Source organism: Kitasatospora sp. NPDC057500 (assembly GCF_042802195.1).
Lineage (GTDB): Bacteria > Actinomycetota > Actinomycetes > Streptomycetales > Streptomycetaceae > Kitasatospora.
Genome location: NZ_JBHVER010000081.1, coordinates 13,431 through 31,644 on the forward strand (window position 1 = coordinate 13,431; position 18,214 = coordinate 31,644).

General features: G+C 71.5%; 19 protein-coding genes. 18 read left to right on the forward strand and 1 reads right to left on the reverse strand.

From position 1 onward, the window contains the following. The first annotated feature begins 10 nt into the window (after positions 1–10). The 3 genes from ACFU74_RS18890 (at position 11) to ACFU74_RS18900 (ending at position 2,953) form a co-directional block, all read left to right on the forward strand. Complete coding sequence (locus tag ACFU74_RS18890) at positions 11–1,231, forward strand: site-2 protease family protein (protein ID WP_380758021.1); 1,221 nt, start codon at positions 11–13, stop codon at positions 1,229–1,231. 49 nt (positions 1,232–1,280) lie between these two features. Next, positions 1,281–2,240 carry a tRNA (adenine-N1)-methyltransferase gene (locus ACFU74_RS18895; protein WP_380758023.1) on the forward strand — a complete coding sequence of 320 codons (960 nt, stop codon included), beginning with the start codon at positions 1,281–1,283 and terminating at the stop codon, positions 2,238–2,240. A 92-nt stretch (positions 2,241–2,332) separates the two neighbouring features. Next, a complete protein-coding gene (locus tag ACFU74_RS18900; RefSeq protein WP_380758025.1) occupies positions 2,333–2,953 on the forward strand; it encodes a hypothetical protein in 621 nt (206 codons plus the stop codon). A gap of 53 nt (positions 2,954–3,006) precedes the next feature. Here the strand turns inward: ACFU74_RS18900 and ACFU74_RS18905 are convergent, their stop codons facing one another. Next, entirely contained in the window at positions 3,007–3,309 is a 303-nt protein-coding gene (locus ACFU74_RS18905) for a ferredoxin (RefSeq protein WP_344321798.1), read from the reverse strand. 286 nt (positions 3,310–3,595) lie between these two features. Here ACFU74_RS18905 and arc point away from each other — a divergent pair, with 286 nt between their 5' ends. The 15 genes from arc (at position 3,596) to tatC (ending at position 18,180) form a co-directional block, all read left to right on the forward strand. After that, a complete protein-coding gene (gene arc, locus ACFU74_RS18910; protein WP_380758027.1) occupies positions 3,596–5,362 on the forward strand; it encodes a proteasome ATPase in 1,767 nt (588 codons plus the stop codon). A gap of 216 nt (positions 5,363–5,578) precedes the next feature. Further along, positions 5,579–7,090 (forward strand): depupylase/deamidase Dop, encoded by a 1,512-nt coding sequence (dop, locus tag ACFU74_RS18915; protein WP_380758029.1) that lies wholly within the window; start codon positions 5,579–5,581, stop codon positions 7,088–7,090. Between the two features lie 189 nt (positions 7,091–7,279). Beyond that, positions 7,280–7,498, forward strand: a complete 219-nt coding sequence (locus tag ACFU74_RS18920) for a ubiquitin-like protein Pup (protein WP_380298058.1) — start codon at positions 7,280–7,282, stop codon at positions 7,496–7,498. A gap of 183 nt (positions 7,499–7,681) precedes the next feature. Beyond that, positions 7,682–8,521, forward strand: coding sequence for a proteasome subunit beta (prcB, locus tag ACFU74_RS18925; protein ID WP_380758031.1), 840 nt, complete (start codon positions 7,682–7,684; stop codon positions 8,519–8,521). 29 nt (positions 8,522–8,550) lie between these two features. Then, on the forward strand, positions 8,551–9,363 hold the full coding sequence (gene prcA / locus ACFU74_RS18930; RefSeq protein ID WP_380758033.1) for a proteasome subunit alpha: 813 nt from the start codon (positions 8,551–8,553) through the stop codon (positions 9,361–9,363). Between the two features lie 126 nt (positions 9,364–9,489). Then, positions 9,490–10,851, forward strand: a complete 1,362-nt coding sequence (pafA, locus tag ACFU74_RS18935; protein WP_380758036.1) for a Pup--protein ligase — start codon at positions 9,490–9,492, stop codon at positions 10,849–10,851. A gap of 171 nt (positions 10,852–11,022) precedes the next feature. Next, positions 11,023–12,015, forward strand: coding sequence for an FKBP-type peptidyl-prolyl cis-trans isomerase (locus tag ACFU74_RS18940; protein WP_380758038.1), 993 nt, complete (start codon positions 11,023–11,025; stop codon positions 12,013–12,015). Between the two features lie 239 nt (positions 12,016–12,254). Continuing rightward, the gene (locus ACFU74_RS18945; RefSeq protein ID WP_380758040.1) at positions 12,255–13,562 is read left to right on the forward strand and encodes an FKBP-type peptidyl-prolyl cis-trans isomerase; all 1,308 of its coding nucleotides are present in this window, start codon (positions 12,255–12,257) and stop codon (positions 13,560–13,562) included. 161 nt (positions 13,563–13,723) lie between these two features. After that, the gene (locus ACFU74_RS18950; protein WP_380758043.1) at positions 13,724–14,089 is read left to right on the forward strand and encodes an FKBP-type peptidyl-prolyl cis-trans isomerase; all 366 of its coding nucleotides are present in this window, start codon (positions 13,724–13,726) and stop codon (positions 14,087–14,089) included. 188 nt (positions 14,090–14,277) lie between these two features. Next, the gene (locus ACFU74_RS18955; RefSeq protein ID WP_380758045.1) at positions 14,278–15,258 is read left to right on the forward strand and encodes a helix-turn-helix transcriptional regulator; all 981 of its coding nucleotides are present in this window, start codon (positions 14,278–14,280) and stop codon (positions 15,256–15,258) included. Further along, positions 15,255–16,211: a helix-turn-helix transcriptional regulator gene (locus ACFU74_RS18960; RefSeq protein ID WP_380758047.1), complete on the forward strand. Its 957-nt coding sequence runs from the start codon at positions 15,255–15,257 to the stop codon at positions 16,209–16,211. Before ACFU74_RS18955 ends, ACFU74_RS18960 begins: the two co-directional genes overlap by 4 nt. A gap of 3 nt (positions 16,212–16,214) precedes the next feature. Continuing rightward, positions 16,215–16,445, forward strand: a complete 231-nt coding sequence (locus ACFU74_RS18965; RefSeq protein ID WP_380758049.1) for a hypothetical protein — start codon at positions 16,215–16,217, stop codon at positions 16,443–16,445. A 23-nt stretch (positions 16,446–16,468) separates the two neighbouring features. Further along, positions 16,469–16,648 carry a hypothetical protein gene (locus ACFU74_RS18970; RefSeq protein WP_380758051.1) on the forward strand — a complete coding sequence of 60 codons (180 nt, stop codon included), beginning with the start codon at positions 16,469–16,471 and terminating at the stop codon, positions 16,646–16,648. Positions 16,649–16,856: 208 nt separating this feature from the next. After that, complete coding sequence (gene tatA, locus ACFU74_RS18975; RefSeq protein WP_380758054.1) at positions 16,857–17,165, forward strand: Sec-independent protein translocase subunit TatA; 309 nt, start codon at positions 16,857–16,859, stop codon at positions 17,163–17,165. Between the two features lie 121 nt (positions 17,166–17,286). Beyond that, positions 17,287–18,180: a twin-arginine translocase subunit TatC gene (gene tatC, locus ACFU74_RS18980; RefSeq protein ID WP_380758056.1), complete on the forward strand. Its 894-nt coding sequence runs from the start codon at positions 17,287–17,289 to the stop codon at positions 18,178–18,180. The last annotated feature ends 34 nt before the right edge of the window (positions 18,181–18,214 follow it).

Consider the following 18,214-nt stretch of genomic DNA (forward strand, 5'->3'; position numbering starts at 1 on the left):
AGGGAACACGGTGAGCGACTCCAGGGGGCGGCAGACCTCCGACCAGCCACCGCACGACGGCGACAGCCGGCCCGGGCCCACACCGCCCCGCGAGCCGGAACCCCGCGGCGGCATCCTGATGGGCCGCCCCTTCGGCGTGCCGGTCTACGTCACCCCGTCCTGGTTCATCATCGCCGCCCTCATCACCTGGGTCTTCGGCGGCCAGCTCGACCGGGTGCTGCCCGACCTCGGCGGCGCCCGCTACCTGGTCGCGTTCTCCTTCGCCGTCGCCTTCTACGGCTCGGTGCTGGTCCACGAACTCGCCCACACCCTGGTCGCCCTGCGCTACAAGCTCGGCGTGCGCCGCATCCAGCTCCAGTTCTTCGGCGGCGTCTCGGAGATCGAGAACGAGGCCGAACGCCCCTGGCGCGAGTTCTGGCTCGCCTTCGTCGGCCCGCTGCTCTCCCTCGTCCTCGGCGGCGTCTTCTACCTCGCCCTCCAGGCCGTCGAGATCTCCACCGTCCCCGGCGTGCTGCTCACCGGCCTGATGGTCTCCAACCTCGTCGTCGCCGCCTTCAACCTGCTGCCCGGCCTGCCGCTGGACGGCGGGCGGATGCTGCGCGCCGTCGTCTGGGCCGTCACCGGCCGCCCGATGGCCGGCACCGTCGCCGCCGCCTGGGCCGGACGCGCGCTCGCCGTCGCCGTCCTCGTCGGCCTGCCGCTGATCAGCTCCGCCCGCGCGCTCGAACGCAGCCGCACCGACACCCTGGTCGACGCCGTCCTGGCCGCCGTGCTCGCCGCCATCATCTGGAACGGCGCCACCGGCGCGCTGCGCAACGCCCGGCTCAAGGAGGTCCTGCCCGGCCTGCGGCTGCGCGACCTCGCCCGCCGGGCCGTCGAGGTCACCGCCGACACCCCGCTCGGCGAGGCCATGCGCCGCGCCCGCGAGGCCCAGGCCGGCGCCGTCGTGGTCGTCGACGGACGCGGCGAGCCGATCGCCATCGTCCGCGAGGCCGCCGTCCGCGCCGTCCCCGAGCACCGCCGCCCCTGGGTCGCCGTCGGCCCGCTCGCCCGCGACCTCGAACCCGGACTGCGGCTCTCCGCCGACCTGGCCGGCGAGGACCTGCTGCGCGCCGTGCGGGCCGCCCCCGCCGGCGAGTACCTGGTCGTCGAGGAGGACGGCCGGATGTACGGCGTCGCCGCGCTCACCGACATCGAACAGCGGCTGACCGCCGCCGTCACCGGACGCTGAAAGGATCACCTGGTAAGCCGGACGGTCCGCTTCCCTTAGGATTGTCCGCATGTCCGAACCGACCGGTGCCACCCGCCGACGCGGGCCCTTCCAGGTCGGGGACCAGGTCCAGCTGACCGACCCCAAGGGCCGCCACTACACGTTCACGCTCCAGGCCGGGAACCAGTTCCACACCCACAAGGGTGCGTTCCCCCACGACGAGCTGATCGGCGCCCCCGAGGGCACGGTCGTGCGCACCACGGGGAACGTCCCGTACCTCGCGCTGCGCCCCCTGCTCCCCGACTACGTCCTGTCCATGCCGCGCGGCGCGGCCGTGATCTACCCCAAGGACGCGGGGCAGATCCTGGCCATGGCCGACATCTTCGCCGGCGCCCGCGTGGTCGAGGCCGGCGTCGGCTCCGGCGCGCTCTCCACCTACCTGCTGCGCGCCGTCGGCGACACCGGCATGCTCGCCTCCTACGAGCGCCGCCAGGACTTCGCCGACATCGCCAAGGGCAACGTCGAGCGCTACTTCGGCGGGCCGCACCCGGCGTGGAAGCTCACCGTCGGCGACCTCCAGGACAACCTGGTCGAGACCGACGTCGACCGCGTCATCCTGGACATGCTCGCCCCCTGGGAGTGCCTGGACGTCGCCTCCGAGGCACTCGTCCCCGGCGGCCTCATCTGCTGCTACGTGGCCACCACCACGCAGATGTCCAGGACCGTCGAGGCGCTGCGCGAGCACGGCACCTTCACCGAGCCGCAGGCCTGGGAGACCATGGTCCGCACCTGGCACCTGGAGGGCCTGGCCGTCCGCCCGGACCACCGGATGATCGGCCACACCGGCTTCCTGCTCACCGCCCGCCGGCTCGCCGACGGCGTCGAGCCGCCGCTGCGCCGCCGCCGCCCGGCCAAGGGCGCCTACGGCGAGGACTACGACAACGGGGCGCCCGAGCCGACGCTCCAGGAGCGCGCGGCCGCCCGGGCCGCCGCCCGCGCGGAGGCCGCCGAGCAGACCGACCTCGGCTGAGACACCGCCCGGAGGGGTGGTACGGCGCCGCCGTACCACCCCTCCCGCGCACCCGCACCCGCGCCACCGCGCCGGCCCCCCGGTGTGGGACGATGCTCGCTCACACGGACCACTGGAGGGGACGCCTGGTGGAGAGCGCGGTCGGCACGACGGCTGGACGGCAGGGCGGTACGGGGCGCACCGCCCCCTGGCACTGGGCCGTGACGGTGGCCGGCTGCGCCGCCCTCGTGGCCGCCGCGCTCGCCGCGGCTCCCGCGAGCGGCACCCCCGGGCCCGTACGGCCCACCCCCAAGGCCCTCCCCGCGGCCGCCGCCCCCGACCCGGCGAAGGCCGAACTCCCGCTCGACTGCGGGCCGTTCCCGGTAGCCGTGACCGTCAGCTTCGCCGCCGACCTCGGCGACGGCCGCCCCGGCACCGTCGCCGCCGCGCACTGCGCCGCCGAGAACGGCACCCCGCCCGACGCCGTCTACCTGCTCGGCCCCGGCACCGACGGGCGCCCGGCCGTCCTGGCCACCCTGGTCTCCGAGCGCGAGAACCTCACCGTCAGCCGCCTCGCGCTGCGCTCCGACGGCACCATCACCGCCCACGCGCAGGGCTACTCCGACGACGAGGTGCCGCGGTTCGCGCCCGACATCTCGCTCGACCTCACCTGGACGCGCAAGGGCGGCGGCTGGGACCGCTCCCAGACCGCCGCCCCGATCGCCCTCACGTAGTTCCGCCCGCCCTGCGCGCCCGCCCGCCCGGGGCGGGCCCGGGCGGGCGCGTGCTACTCGGCGTCAGGCCCGTACACCTCGACGCCGTCCGCGGCCCGGCGCACGTGGATGCAGTCGCCGGGGCAGTCCTTCACCGAGTCCACGACGTCCTGAAGCAGCGTCAGCGGAACCGGCACCGTCTCACCGGGCTGCTGGCGCAACTCGTCGTCCTCGCCCTTCACATAGGCGAGGCCGTCGATGTCCAGCTCGAAGACCTCCGGCGCGTACTGGGCGCAGATGCCGTCGCCGGTGCACAGATCCTGGTCGATCCACACCTCCAGCGGCTCCGCGGCCGCCGTCGACTCGCTCACCGACATGATGATTGTCCGCCGTTTCTGTCCCGGGACGCCCCGTCCTGGGGCATTCCCGCCATTCGTACAACGATCGGACCCCGTGCGTCGGTCGCGATCGGATATCGACTCGATCGACGATACATCTGGTCCGCTTTGGCCCGTGCGCGGTGGGTATCCCCCTAGCAGAGGGGAAGCACGCGAGGGCGAAGATCGGACACGCCCGTTCCATCTTTCTTGATCTAGGGGTTTACGGACCCCTGGTCCCAGGTAGGGTCTGGAAGCGTCCAGCTCCCCGGAGGAGGTGAGGACCGTGGCAGCCCACGATGACGACTACAACCGCAGCACCGGCAGGCCCGCTCGTGGTTCCGACGAGGCCGCTCAGGTCTCGTACCTTGAGCAGGAAATCGCCGTGCTGCGCCGCAAGCTCGCCGACTCGCCGCGCAATTCGAGAATCCTCGAAGAGCGGATCGTCGAGCTCCAGACCAACCTGGCCGGCGTGACCGCCCAGAACGAACGGCTCGCCTCCACCCTGCGCGAGGCCCGCGACCAGATCGTGGCCCTCAAGGAGGAAGTGGACCGGCTGGCACAGCCCCCGGCCGGATTCGGCGTCTTCCTCAGCCCCAACGAGGACGGCACCGCCGACATCTTCACCGGGGGGCGCAAGCTCCGCGTGAACGTCAGCCCCAACGTCGACCTCGACGAGCTGCGGCGCGGCCAGGAGGTGATGCTCAACGAGGCCCTCAACATCGTGGACGCGATGGCCTTCGAGCGCATCGGCGACCTCGTCACCCTCAAGGAGGTCCTGGAGGACGGCGAGCGGGCCCTGGTCATCGGCCACACCGACGAGGAGCGGGTGGTCCGCCTCGCCGAACCGCTGCGCGAGATCACCCTCCGGGCGGGGGACGCCCTGCTGCTGGAACCGCGTTCCGGCTACGTGTACGAGGTCGTGCCGAAGGCCGAGGTCGAGGAGCTGGTCCTCGAGGAGGTCCCGGACATCGACTACCGCCAGATCGGCGGCCTGGCCAACCAGATCGAGCTGATCCGCGACGCGGTCGAGCTGCCCTACCTGCACGCCGAGCTCTTCAAGGAGTACGAGCTGCGCCCGCCCAAGGGCGTGCTGCTCTACGGCCCGCCCGGCTGCGGCAAGACGCTGATCGCCAAGGCGGTGGCGAACTCGCTGGCCAAGAAGGTCGCCGAGGTCACCGGCCGGCCCCAGGGGAAGAGCTACTTCCTCAACATCAAGGGCCCCGAGCTGCTCAACAAGTACGTCGGCGAGACCGAGCGGCAGATCCGCCTGGTCTTCCAGCGGGCCCGGGAGAAGGCCGGCGAGGGCACCCCCGTGATCGTCTTCTTCGACGAGATGGAGTCGCTCTTCCGCACCCGCGGCTCCGGCGTCAGCTCGGACGTCGAGAACACCATCGTCCCCCAGCTGCTCGCCGAGATCGACGGCGTGGAGGGCCTGGAGAACGTCATCGTCATCGGCGCCTCCAACCGCGAGGACATGATCGACCCGGCGATCCTGCGGCCCGGCCGCCTGGACGTCAAGATCAAGATCGAGCGCCCGGACGCCGAGGCGGCCAAGGACATCTTCTCCAAGTACCTCAAGGACTCGCTGCCCTTCCACCCGGACGACGTCAAGGAGCACGACGGCTCCGTCGAGGCCACCGTGGCCGCGATGATCCAGTCGGTGGTGGAGCGGATGTACTCCGAGACCGAGGAGAACCGCTTCCTGGAGGTCACCTACGCCAACGGTGACAAGGAGGTCCTGTACTTCAAGGACTTCAACTCGGGCGCGATGATCCAGAACATCGTCGACCGGGCCAAGAAGATGGCCATCAAGGACTACCTCGACCACGGCCAGCGCGGCCTGCGGGTCTCCCACCTGCTCAACGCCTGCGTGGACGAGTTCAAGGAGAACGAGGACCTGCCGAACACCACCAACCCGGACGACTGGGCCCGGATCTCCGGCAAGAAGGGCGAGCGGATCGTCTTCATCCGCACCCTGGTCACGGGGAAGCAGGGCGCCGAGTCCGGCCGCTCCATCGACACTGTCGCCAACACCGGGCAGTACCTGTAACCGACCCGCTCCGGGCCTCCCGGAACGCACGCACCCCGTCCGGCTGTGGCGCCTCGCGGCCCCGCAGCCGGACGGCGCGTCTCGGGGCCCGCCGGTCGGTACGGCGTTCTAGGCTCGACCCACCGTTCGCGGGCAGACGGCCGGCGTCGGTGTTGTTCAGCGGTACGTCAGCGTGGACCGCCCGCCGGGGGCGGCCCACCGGGCAAGGAGGGCCGCATGACCGTACGGCGCGTGATGGGCATCGAGACCGAGTACGGGATCTCCGTGCCCGGGCACCCCAACGCCAACGCCATGCTCACCTCGTCCCAGATCGTCAACGCGTACGCGGCGGCGATGCACCGGGCACGGCGGGCCCGCTGGGACTTCGAGGAGGAGAATCCGCTGCGCGACGCCAGGGGCTTCGACCTCGCACGGGACGTCGCCGACGCCAGCCAGCTGACCGACGAGGACATCGGCCTCGCCAACGTCATCCTCACCAACGGCGCGCGGTTCTACGTGGACCACGCGCACCCCGAGTACAGCTCGCCCGAGGTGACCAACCCGCGCGACGCCGTGCTCTGGGACAAGGCCGGCGAACGGATCATGGCGGCCGCCGCACAGCGCGCGCTGGAGCTGCCCAACGGGCAGAACATCCACCTGTACAAGAACAACACCGACAACAAGGGCGCCTCCTACGGCACCCACGAGAACTACCTGATGAAGCGGGCCACCCCGTTCGCCGACATCGTCCGCCACCTCACCCCGTTCTTCGTCTCGCGCCAGGTGGTCACCGGCGCCGGCCGGGTCGGCATCGGCCAGGACGGCTCCGCCAACGGCTTCCAGATCAGCCAGCGCGCCGACTTCTTCGAGGTCGAGGTCGGCCTGGAGACCACCCTCAAACGGCCGATCATCAACACCCGGGACGAACCGCACGCCGACGCCGAGAAGTACCGCCGGCTGCACGTGATCATCGGGGACGCCAACCTCTCCGAGATCTCCACCTACCTCAAGCTCGGCACCACCTCACTGGTCCTCGCCATGATCGAGGACGCCTTCATCACCTCCGACCTGGCCGTCGACCAGCCGGTGCGCACCCTGCACCGGATCTCCCACGACCCCACCCTCAAGCACCTGGTCACGCTGCGCAGCGGGCGCCGGCTCACCGCCGTCCAGCTCCAGCTGGAGTACTGCGAGCTGGCCCGCAAGTACGTCGAGGACCGCTTCGGCACCGACGCCGACGAGCAGACCGTCGACGTGCTGGCCCGCTGGGAGGACGTGCTGGGCCGCCTGGAGCGCGATCCGATGTCGCTCTCCCGCCAGCTGGACTGGATCGCCAAACGGGAGATCCTGGAGGGCTACCGCAGCCGGGACGCCCTGGAGTGGGACAACCCGCGGCTCCAGCTGGTCGACCTCCAGTACAGCGACGTACGGCCCGAGAAGGGCCTCTACAACCGCCTGGTGGCCCGTGGGCGCTTCGACCGGCTGGTGACCGAGGAGGAGGTCGCCAGGGCCGTCACCAAGCCCCCGGAGGACACCCGGGCGTACTTCCGCGGGCGCTGCCTGGAGCAGTACGCCGAGCACGTCGCGGCGGCCTCCTGGGACTCGGTGATCTTCGACCTGCCGGGCCGGGACTCGTTGCAGCGGGTGCCCACCCTGGAGCCGCTGCGCGGCACCCGCAACCACGTCAAGGAACTGCTGGACCGCTGCCGCACGGCGGAGGACCTGCTGCGGGTGCTCTCCGGCGGGTAGCCGGGTAACTTTCCGGTCACCACGGGTGAACGCCGGACAAATGGGAATCATCCGGGGAGGCAGCGGACGTTGGACTGGAAGCGCCACCGGCAAACCGGAAGCGGGTTGTCGCACCTTGTGTATAGGGTCGGTGCAGCAAGCAACGACCAAACCGTGCCAGACGATCGAGCATCGAGCGGGGTGAGGTAAATGGCGAGCAAGGACACCGGCGGCGGCCAGCAGCGGGCGAACCGCTCCTCCGAGGAGGTCGAGGAGCAGGCCGCGGAAGCGCAGAATTCGGAAGACCTCAAGGAACGCCAGGAAAAGCTGAGCGACGACGTCGACGCGGTTCTGGACGAAATCGACGAGGTCCTGGAATCGAACGCCGAGGATTTCGTGCGCCAGTTCGTGCAAAAGGGCGGACAGTAGTCCCGGTCGAATCCGGGCGGTCGCCCGGCGGTATTCCGGGAATTCACGGTTGCGACCGATGACGGCGGACGGGCGGCGGGAGCCGTCCGTCCGCCCGGTCCGGCCCTCCACCGTGCTGGACAGTGATCGTCCGGCCGGTAGGGTGCGGGCAGTGCGCGCTTCAAGCTACCTGGAAGGAATCGTGTGGAAGCCAACACTCGTGGCACCGGGCGTCTACCGGCTGCCTTCCTGACCCCGGGGTCCTCGTCGTTCCTCGACTTCCTGGAGACCCACCGCCCCGAGCTGATCCCCGGCCGGCGCCGCCTGCCCGAGGGCGTCATCGAGGCCCCGCACGGCACGACCATCGTCGCCGCGGTCTTCGACGGCGGAGTGGTCCTCGCCGGCGACCGCCGCGCGACCATGGGCAACGTGATCGCCCAGCGGGACATGGAGAAGGTGTTCCCGGCGGACGAGTACAGCGCGGTCGGCGTCGCCGGCACGGCCGGCCTCGCCATCGAGATGGTCCGGATGTTCCAGCTGGAGCTGGAGCACTACGAGAAGATCGAGGGCACCGTGCTCTCCCTGGAGGGCAAGGCCAACCGGCTCACCACCATGATCCGGGGCAACCTCGGCATGGCGATGCAGGGCCTCGCGGTGGTCCCGATGTTCGCCGGCTACGACCTCGACCTCGGCCGCGGCCGGATCTTCACCTACGACGTCACCGGAGGCCGCTCCGAGGAGCGCGGCTTCGCCGCCACCGGTTCCGGCTCGGTCTTCGCCCGCGGCTCGATGAAGAAGCTCCACCGCGACGACCTGAGCGCCCAGCAGGCGGCCACCATGGTCGTCCAGGCCCTCTACGACGCGGCCGACGACGACTCCGCCACCGGCGGGCCCGACCTCGCCCGCAAGATCTTCCCGATCGTCTCGCTGATCACCGAGGACGGCTTCCGCCGGCTCACCGAGGCCGAGGTCACCGAGATCGCCGTCTCCATCACCGACCAGCGCCTGGCCCACCCCAACGGGCCGCAGGCCCCGCTGCTCTAGCCATCAACTGAGGAAGGAAGGGGCCGCCGGTGTCGACACCGTTCTACGTCTCCCCCCAGCAGGCCATGGCGGACCGCGCGGAGTACGCCCGCAAGGGCATCGCGCGCGGTCGCAGCGTGGTCGTGCTCACCTACGCCGACGGCATCGTCTTCGTCGCCGAGAACACCTCCCGGGCACTCCACAAGGTGTCCGAGATCTACGACAAGATCGCCTTCGCGGCGGTCGGCCGGTACAACGAGTTCGAGAACCTGCGCATCGGCGGCGTCCGCTACGCCGACCTGCGCGGCTACACCTACGACCGGGCCGACGTCACCGCCCGGGGCCTGGCCAACGTCTACGCCCAGACGCTCGGCACCATCTTCTCCTCGGTCGGCGAGAAGCCCTACGAGGTCGAGCTGATCGTCGCCGAGGTCGGCCGCACCGCCGACGACGACCAGATCTACCGGCTGACCCCGGACGGCTCGGTCGTCGACGAGAAGAACTACGTGGTGGTCGGCGGCAACGCCGACTCGATCGGCAACTACCTCGGCCAGCGCCACCGCGCCGGCTTCTCGCTCACCGAGGCGGTCAAGGTCGCCGTGGACTCGCTCGCCCGCGACCCCAACGGCGGCAGCCCGCGCACCCTCACCCCCGACCAGCTGGAGGTGGCGGTCCTGGACCGCCAGCGCTTCCAGCAGCGCAAGTTCAAGCGGATCCTGGGCGGCCAGCTCGCCCGGCTGCTCGACGGCGACCAGTCCGCCGAGTCGGACGACTCCGACGACGCCGGCGGGAAGAGCGCGCCGGACGCGACGAACGGGACGGAGAAGCCGGCGGCCACCCCGCCAGGCGACTCCGACCAGTAGTGCCCACGGGGTCCCGCGCGGCGGCCGGCGACGGCGGCCGCACGGGACCCCGGTGCCCCTGCGGCGGCCCGGACGGGCTTTCGCGGAGGCGGTTTCGGACAGCTCCCATCAGAGAATGGATGGCCCATGGACCGCCGAATTTTCGGGCTGGAGAACGAGTACGGCGTCACCTGCACGTTCCGCGGACAGCGCAGGCTGTCCCCGGACGAGGTCGCCCGCTACCTCTTCCGCCGCGTAGTCTCCTGGGGCCGCAGCAGCAACGTGTTCCTGCGCAACGGTGCCCGCCTCTACCTCGACGTGGGCTCCCACCCCGAGTACGCCACCCCCGAGTGCGACGACGTCGTCGAGCTGGTGACGCACGACAAGGCGGGCGAGCGCATCCTCGAAGGCCTGCTGGTCGACGCCGAGCGGCGGCTGCACGAGGAGGGCATCGCCGGGGACGTCTACCTCTTCAAGAACAACACCGACTCCGCCGGCAACTCCTACGGCTGCCACGAGAACTACCTGGTCGCCCGGCACGGCGAGTTCTCCCGGCTGGCCGACGTGCTCATCCCGTTCCTGGTGACCCGGCAGCTGATCTGCGGCGCCGGCAAGGTGCTGCAGACCCCGCGCGGCGCGGTCTACTGCGTCAGCCAGCGCGCCGAGCACATCTGGGAGGGCGTCAGCTCGGCGACCACCCGCTCCCGTCCGATCATCAACACCCGCGACGAGCCGCACGCCGACGCCGAGCGCTACCGCCGGCTGCACGTCATCGTCGGCGACTCCAACATGTCGGAGACCACCACCCTGCTCAAGGTGGGCTCCACCGACCTGGTCCTGCGGCTCATCGAGGCCGGCGTGGTGATGCGCGACCTCACCCTGGAGAACCCGATCCGGGCGATCCGCGAGGTCAGCCACGACCTCACCGGCACCCACCAGGTCCGGCTGGCCAACGGCCGGGAGGCCAGCGCGCTCGACATCCAGGAGGAGTACTACACCAAGGCCCTGGAGTTCGCCGACCGCAAGGGCATCAACACCGGCACCATCGCCCGTGTCCTCGACCTGTGGGGCCGCACCCTGGAGGCGGTCAGGACCGAACGCCTCGACGGGGTCGCCACCGAGATCGACTGGATCATGAAGTACAAGCTCATCGAGCGCTACCGCGAGAAGCACCAGATGAGCATGAGCAACCCCAGGGTCGCCCAGATCGACCTCGCCTACCACGACATCCACCGCCGCCGCGGCCTGTTCTACCTGCTCCAGGCCAAGAACCAGGCGCTGCGGGTGACCACCGACCTCAAGACCTTCGAGGCCAAGTCGATCCCGCCGCAGACCACCCGGGCGCGGCTGCGCGGCGACTTCATCCGCCGGGCGCAGGAGCAGCGCCGCGACTTCACCGTCGACTGGGTGCACCTCAAGCTCAACGACCAGGCGCAGCGCACCGTGCTCTGCAAGGACCCGTTCCGCTCCGTCGACGAGCGGGTGGAGAAGCTCATCGCCGGCATGTGACCGGCGCGCGGCGGGGGAGCGGCGCACGGGCCGCCTCCCCGCCGGTGTGATCTTCACGGTGTCCCGTCCCGGTGGTGCCTACCGGGACCGGGCACCGTCTGCGCATACGCTGTCCGTCGAGTCCGGAGCCGGAGTCCGGAGAGCCGACTTTGACCGACAGTTAGGAACGCCGTGCGCCGCACCGCCGGGTTGCTTCTCACCCTGCCCCTGCTGCTGGCGGTGGCCTGCAGCAGCTCCACCAAGCCCGCCGGCGAGGCCACGCCCACGGCCTCGCCGACCGCCGCGCCCACCGTGCCCACCCCGGTGAACGAGGCCTCGCCGATGCCGACGCTGTCCGGCGGGGGCTTCGGGAGCAAGGCCACCATCACCATCCCCGAGGGCCAGCAGCCCAGCGGGCAGTTCGTGGTGAACACCGTCAGCGAGGGGGACCGCTCCGCGGTCAACAAGGGCGACTGGGTGACGGTCAACTACACCGCCAAGGACTGGACCACCGGCAAGGACCTGCCTAGCTCCTACGACTCCGGCGGCAAGCCGCAGCTCTACCAGGCGGGCAGCGGGCAGCTGGTGCCGGCCTTCGACCAGAGCGTCATCGGCAAGAAGGTCGGCAGCCGGCTGCTGGTCGTCGCCCCGCCGGCCGCCGCGTTCGGCACCCAGGGCTCCACCCAGCTCGGCGTCGGCCCCGGCGACACCGTGGTCTTCGTGCTCGACATCGTGGAGAGCCTGCCGCCGGACTCCACGCTCTCCGGCACCATGACGCAGCCGCCCGCCAACCTGCCGCAGGTCAAGGACAACGGCAAGGCCGCCGTCACCATCACCGTGCCGGCCGGGCAGGCGCCGCCGCCCGACCTCCAGCAGGCCGTGCTGATCAAGGGCGAGGGCAAGCAGGTCAAGGCCGGGCAGACCCTGGTCGTGCAGTACACCGGCGTGCTGTGGAGCAACGGCCAGCAGTTCGACTCCTCGTGGAGCCACGGCGGCGCCCAGGCCCTGCAGATCGGCACCGGCAGCGTCATCGAGGGCTGGGACAAGGGCCTGGTCGGCCAGAACGTCGGCAGCCGGGTGCTGCTCGTGGTGCCCCCGTCGCTCGGCTACAAGGACCAGGCGCAGGGCGCCGTGCCGCCGAACTCGACCCTGGTGTTCGTGGTGGACGTCCTGGAGGCCGTGTAGCGCCCGCGGTTCCACGGAGATCCTCCGCACGGGGTGGTTCGAGTGCGGGGTGGTTCCGTACGCTTGGGCGGGCGCTCGCACGGGCAAGCGCCCGCCCTCATACTGACCTGTCATACTGCCCTCGCACTGTGGTAGGCGCCGCCGGCGCCCGGGGTCCGGGCGGGCAGTGCGGCAGCACCCCGGCGCCACCACGCCGGCCGTAGACCTCGAAGACCTCGTGGCGAGATGGATGGGGAGTCATGTCTGAGAAAGCGTCGAGCCCGGGCGGGTCCGGTACCGCGCACGGAAACTCCGCCGGAGACCCGGCCGACTCGCGGCCCGGCGGCCCGCTCCCGGGCGACGGTGATTCGATCATCGTCCCCCCGGCGATCCTGCGGCAGCAGGCCGGCTGGGGCGGGTCCGGGGACGCACCGCGGACCGCGACGAAGACCGAGGACGCCCCGCAGATCTTCGCCTCCACCGTCCGCCGCCAGGACACCTCCGAGGCCGGGTACGACGAGAACCCGGGCAGCGTCGGCAGGCTCGGCGTGATCCTCGGCACCGTCCTGGGCGTCCTGCTGATCGGCAGCGCCGTCACCCTGTACCTGGTGAACAAGGACGGCTCGTCCGACGACTCCGCCGCCGCGAAGCCGGACACCGCCAAGTCCGCCCCGGCCACGCCGACCGCCGACCCGGTCCCGCCGATCAAGGACAGCGCCAAGGTGCTGCCCAACATCACCGGCGACTTCGGCACCAAGGCGAACATCGAGGTGCCCGCCGAGGCGGCCGACGGCAGCTTCGTCGTCAAGGTCCTCTCCGAGGGCAGCGGCCCCAAGGTCGAGAAGAACTCCTGGACCTCGGTCGACTACACCGGCAAGGACTGGAACACCGGCAAGGACATCCCCTCCTCGTACGACGACAAGGGCAAGCCGCAGATCTTCCAGGCCGGCACCGACGCGCTCATCCCGGCGCTCGACCAGGCCGTCATCGGCAAGAAGGCCGGCTCCCGGCTGCTCGTCGTCGCCCCGCCGGCCGCCGCCTTCGGCGCCCAGGGCAACCCGAGCATGGAGATCGGGGCGCAGGACAACCTGATCTTCGTCATCGACATCCGCAACAGCAACGCCCCCGACGCCGTCGTCAGCGGCACCGTGACCCCGCCGCCCGCGGACTTCCCGCAGGTCAAGGACAACGGCAAGAAGCCCGCCGACATCACCCCGGTGCCCGGCGCCGCCGACCCGACCGAGCTGAAGAGCCACGTCCTCATCAAGGGCGAGGGCCGCAAGGTCGAGAAGGGCGAGAAGATCCTCGTCCAGTACACCGGCGCGCTGTACAAGGACGGCAAGGTCTTCGACTCCTCGCTCAGCAAGGGCCAGGCGTTCTCCTTCCCGCTCGGCGGCGGCCAGGTCATCGCCGGCTGGGACCAGGGCCTGGAGGGCCAGACCATCGGCAGCCGGGTCGAGCTCGTCATCCCGGCCTCGCTCGGCTACAAGGACCAGGCCCAGGGCGACATCCCTGCCAACTCCACCCTGGTGTTCGTCGTCGACATCCTCGACGCCGGTCAGGGCTGATCCACTTTCGGGTGACAATGGTGTGCGTGTGACCTTCGGGACCGGCCGCGTGGCCGGACCCGGGAGGGCGGCGGGCGCCCGTACCGTGGTCCGGGAACGGACCGGGGTGCGGGCGCCCGCCGCTTGGTCATGGAACGAAACAACCGTGAGATGAGGCACTAGTGAGCAAGCCCGAGATCGACTTCCCGGTCGGCGACCCGCCGACCGAGCTGAAGATCCGCGACATCGTCGAGGGCACCGGCGCCGAGGCCAGGCCCGGCCAGGTCGTCGAGGTCCACTACGTCGGCGTGACCTACGCGACCGGCGAGGAGTTCGACGCCAGCTGGAACCGCGGCTCGACCTTCAAGTTCCCGCTCGGCGGCGGCCGCGTCATCGCCGGCTGGGACCAGGGCGTCGCCGGCATGAAGGTCGGCGGCCGCCGCGAGCTGGTCATCCCGCCGCACCTGGCCTACGGCGACCAGTCGCCGACCCCGGCCATCCCCAAGGGCTCGACCCTGATCTTCGTGGTCGACCTGATCTCCGTCTGAGGACGCTGATCGCCAGGGCCGCACTCCCGGTGGGGGTGCGGCCCGCCCCGGGCCGGGGCGGCCGACGCGGGTCGGCGGGCCTTGGCTTTTGCAGGGAGTACCGCTACCGGTACGGTCGGTCCCGCCGGGTCCACGACGCCCCGGCGGGCGCACCCCGCGCCCTGCGCGGCACACCGGAAGGGTCACCGATGGCGATCGCCAAGGCAGAGCGGCTGATGAATCTCGCCCTGTGCCTGATGAACACCCGACGACCGCTCTCCAAGAAGGAGCTGCGGGAGTCGATCGAGGCCTACCGCGAAGCCTGGCAGAACAGCAGCGAGGAAGCCTTCAACCGGATGTTCGAGCGGGACAAGGACGACCTGCGCGAACTCGGACTGGTCATCGACGTCGACGAGAACGCCCTCGACGGCGAACTCGGCTACCTCGCCCGCGCCGACCGCAACCGCCTGCCGGAGATCGCCCTCGACGCCGAGGAGGCCGCCGCGCTCACCCTGGCCGCCCGGGTCTGGCAGCAGGCCAAGATGAGCGGCGCCGCCAGCGGCGCGCTCCAGAAGCTGCGCGCGGCCGGCATCCCGTTCACCGAGACCGAGCGCCGCCCCGCCCTCGAACCCCGCATCCCCGCCCGCGAGGCCGCCTTCGAGCCGCTGCTCACCGCCGCCCGCGACCGCCGCCCGGTCACCTTCGAGTACCGCAAGGCCGGCGCCGCCGCCGTCGAGCAGCGCACCGTCGAGCCCTGGGCCCTGGAGTGCTGGCGCGGCCACTGGTACCTGGCCGGCTGGGACCGCGACCGCGAGGACGCCCGGGTCTTCCGGCTCAGCCGGATCACCGGCAAGGTCCGCGCCCGCTCCGGCGCCTTCCTCGGCACCGTCCCCGAGCACGTCGACGTCCGCGCCACCGTCGCCAAGTTCGCCGGCGAGGGCGCCACCGCCACCGCCGTGGTCAGGGTCCGCCGCGGCGCGGGCTTCCCGCTGCGCACCAAGGCGCTCGCCACCCGGCGGGCCGACGACGGCTGGGACGAGCTGGAGATCCCGTACGGCAACGGGCTCGGCGCCGACCTCGCCGAGTTCGGGCCGGACGTGCTGGTGGTCGGCCCCGAGGAGCTGCGGGCCGACGTCATCGACCGGCTGCGCGCGGTGGCCGGCACTGTGGTGGAGGGTGTGCGGGCATGAGCAACGCGATCGACCAGACCCGGCGGATGCTCTCGCTGGTCACCTATCTGCGCGAGCGGCCCGGCGCCGAGGTCGCCGAGGTGGCCCGCGCCTTCGGCATCAGCGAGCGCGAACTGATCGGCGACCTCAACGTCCTGCCGATGTGCGGCACCAGCTTCCGCGGCGGCGACCTGCTCGACATCGACACCGACGGCGAGCGGATCTGGTGGCACAACGTCGACGACGTCGCCCAGCCGCTGCGGCTGGCCGCCGACGAGGCGACCGCGCTGCTCGTCGCCGCCCGCGCCGTCGCCGGCCTGCCCGGCCTGCGCGCCGGCGACCGCGAGGCGCTCACCCGGGCCGTCGCCAAGATCGAGAACGCGGCGGGGGAGAGCGCCGAGGGCAGCGCCCGGGTCGGCGTCACCTTCGAGGCCGAGAGCCACGTCTTCGCCGACATCGACCGCGCCCTCAGCGAGGGCCGCCGGCTCTGGCTGCGCTACTACTCGCACGGCCGCGGCGGCATGACCGAGCGCGAGGTCGACCCGATCCGGCTGCTCACCGAGGGCCACACCTACCTGGAGGCCTGGTGCCGGACCTCCGAGGACCACCGGATGTTCCGGCTCGACCGGGTCGCCGAGATCAGGGTCCTGGACGTCCCCGCCGATCCGCCCAAGCGCGAGCCGCGCGACCTCTCCGGCGGACTGGTCAACCCCTCCGCCGACGACCCCGAGGTGGTCGTCGAGGTCTCCTCCGGCGGCCGCTGGGTCGCCGAGTACTACACCCACGACCAGGCCGAGGAACTGCCCGACGGCGGACTGCGGATCACCCTGCGCAGCGCCGACCCCTCGCAGCTGCGCCCGCTGGCGCTGCGGCTGGGCCGGGACGGGCGGATCGTCTCGCCGCCCGAGCTGGCGGAGCAGGCGCGTGCGGCGGCGCTGGAGGCGCTGGCGCACTACGGGGAGGGGCAGGTCTGAGCCGTGGAGCCCGGTACCAGATTCAAGGTGTACTGCTCGGAGTGCCGGGAGAAGGTGGAGCTGCCCGTCGAGGCGTTCCGCCTCACCTTCGGCCGGACCGAGGCGCAGGCGCACTACAGCTTCGGGTGCCCGCTGTGCGGGGCGGCGGTGCGCAAGCCGGCCGGGGAGAAGATCGTCGAGGCGCTGACCGGGGCCGGGGTGCGGACCATGCGGCTGGTGCCGGCCGAGGGGTGAGCCGGGACGGATAGGGTGGGGCCATGTCCTGGATGCTCGTCGCCGCCGTCCTCCTCGCCACCGCCGGCCTGCTGGTGCTGGGCGTCCTCGCGGTCCGGCTCTGGCTGGACGTGCGGGCGCTGGCGAAGGGCGTGGACGCCGCCTCGCGGGCGCTGGCCGAGGCGGCCGGGGACCTCGCGGCCTCGGCGCCGGGCCGCTCCTGACGGGTCGGGCCGGCCGGGCACACCGATCGGGGGCACCCGGGGACTGCTGCTCGGACGTAGGGGCGCGTTACGCTCTCAGTTGGCCCCTGAACGCGAACGGGGGCCGCTGTCCTGTTCGGGCGGCCGTCGTCAGGGCGTCACCCGCAGCGGTTACCATCCCCGCAGCGGGCGGCCTGTCGGGTGCCGCCAAGACTGAAGGTGGTCGAGCATGCGGGTCTCGTTCACCGCGATCCTCCTGGTCGCGGTCATTGCCATTGTGCTCTTCGGCGCCAAGAGGCTGCCGGAGCTGGCGCGTTCGCTCGGCCAGTCGGCACGGATCCTCAAGAGCGAGGCCAAGGCGATGCGCACCGACGGAACCGCCGACACCCCGGCGCCGCCCGCCCCGGCGGTGGCCGACGGCGGTACGGCGAGGACCATCCAGACCGCTCCGGGCGCGTCCGCGTCCGCGCGCCCGGTGGACGAGCAGCCCACCGGGCAGTCCGCAGGGCAGTCCGCTCCGGGTGGCGGGGCGCGCTGAACGCGCGGCACGCGCGACCACTGGAGGCCCGTCGACCGGCGGGCCCCGACGCACGAGTTGAGGACCGGGGTTGAGCAAGCTCACCAAGGCGTCGAAGGCGCCCAAGGATCCCGAGGGGCGGATGGCCCTCGCCGACCACCTGCGGGAACTGCGGAACCGGCTGGTCAAGTCGGTCCTGGCGATCGTGCTGATGACGATCATCGCGCTGATCTTCCACAAGCAGATCGAGGCGCTGCTGCTCAAGCCGCTGCCGCAGTGCAACGCGGAGACGATCAAGTCCACCGAGGGCCGCTGCGCGCAGGTCTCCACGATCGGTCTGACCGCGGGCTTCAACTGGATGCTCAAGGTGGCCCTGACCGCCGGTGTGGTCGCCACCGTCCCGATCTGGCTGTACCAGCTGTGGGCCTTCGTGGCGCCGGGCCTGCACAAGCACGAGCGCAAGTACACGGTCGTCTTCATGGCCTGCGGCGCGCCGCTGTTCCTGGCCGGCGTGGGGCTGGCCATCATGCTGCTGCCGCTGACCGTCGAGGTGCTGATCTCGTTCACCCCGAACGACACCACGCCGATCCTGCCGCCCGCGGACTACTTCGACATCGCCACCCGGCTGGTGCTGGTCTTCGGTCTGGCCTTCGAGTTCCCGCTGCTGCTGATCATGCTGAACATGGCCGGCATCGTCACCGGCAAGCGGCTGCTGGGCTGGTGGCGCGGCATGGTGATGGGCATCACCGTGTTCGCCGCCTTCGCGACGCCCAGCGCCGACCCGCTCAGCATGCTGGCGCTGGCCGCGCCGATCTGGGCGCTGTACTTCCTCGCGGTCGGTGTGGCGGTGCTGAACGACCGGCGCAAGGCCCGGCGCAACCCGGACCTCGCGCTGGACGACGAGGAGGCCTCGCACCTCGACCTCTCGGTGGCGCCGGTCGCCGGTGCCGAGGCGATCGAGGCCTCCGGGACGCCGAACGCCTCCTCCGCGCCGGTGCCGGCCGCCCGGCACGAGCAGATGGACGACATCACCTGAGCCGACCGGACTGAGATTCCGCGAGCCCCGGCCC

Coding starts and splice junctions, on each gene's coding strand:
- ACFU74_RS18945 (WP_380758040.1), top strand. CDS start 12,255: ATGTCTGAGAAAGCGTCGAGCCCGGGCGGGTCCGGTACCGCGCACGGA.
- tatC (WP_380758056.1), top strand. CDS start 17,287: ATGGCCCTCGCCGACCACCTGCGGGAACTGCGGAACCGGCTGGTCAAG.
- ACFU74_RS18900 (WP_380758025.1), top strand. CDS start 2,333: ATGCTCGCTCACACGGACCACTGGAGGGGACGCCTGGTGGAGAGCGCG.
- ACFU74_RS18960 (WP_380758047.1), top strand. CDS start 15,255: ATGAGCAACGCGATCGACCAGACCCGGCGGATGCTCTCGCTGGTCACC.
- ACFU74_RS18905 (WP_344321798.1), bottom strand. CDS start 3,309: ATGTCGGTGAGCGAGTCGACGGCGGCCGCGGAGCCGCTGGAGGTGTGG.
- pafA (WP_380758036.1), top strand. CDS start 9,490: ATGGACCGCCGAATTTTCGGGCTGGAGAACGAGTACGGCGTCACCTGC.
- ACFU74_RS18920 (WP_380298058.1), top strand. CDS start 7,280: ATGGCGAGCAAGGACACCGGCGGCGGCCAGCAGCGGGCGAACCGCTCC.
- ACFU74_RS18970 (WP_380758051.1), top strand. CDS start 16,469: ATGTCCTGGATGCTCGTCGCCGCCGTCCTCCTCGCCACCGCCGGCCTG.
- tatA (WP_380758054.1), top strand. CDS start 16,857: ATGCGGGTCTCGTTCACCGCGATCCTCCTGGTCGCGGTCATTGCCATT.
- ACFU74_RS18895 (WP_380758023.1), top strand. CDS start 1,281: ATGTCCGAACCGACCGGTGCCACCCGCCGACGCGGGCCCTTCCAGGTC.
- dop (WP_380758029.1), top strand. CDS start 5,579: ATGACCGTACGGCGCGTGATGGGCATCGAGACCGAGTACGGGATCTCC.
- ACFU74_RS18955 (WP_380758045.1), top strand. CDS start 14,278: ATGGCGATCGCCAAGGCAGAGCGGCTGATGAATCTCGCCCTGTGCCTG.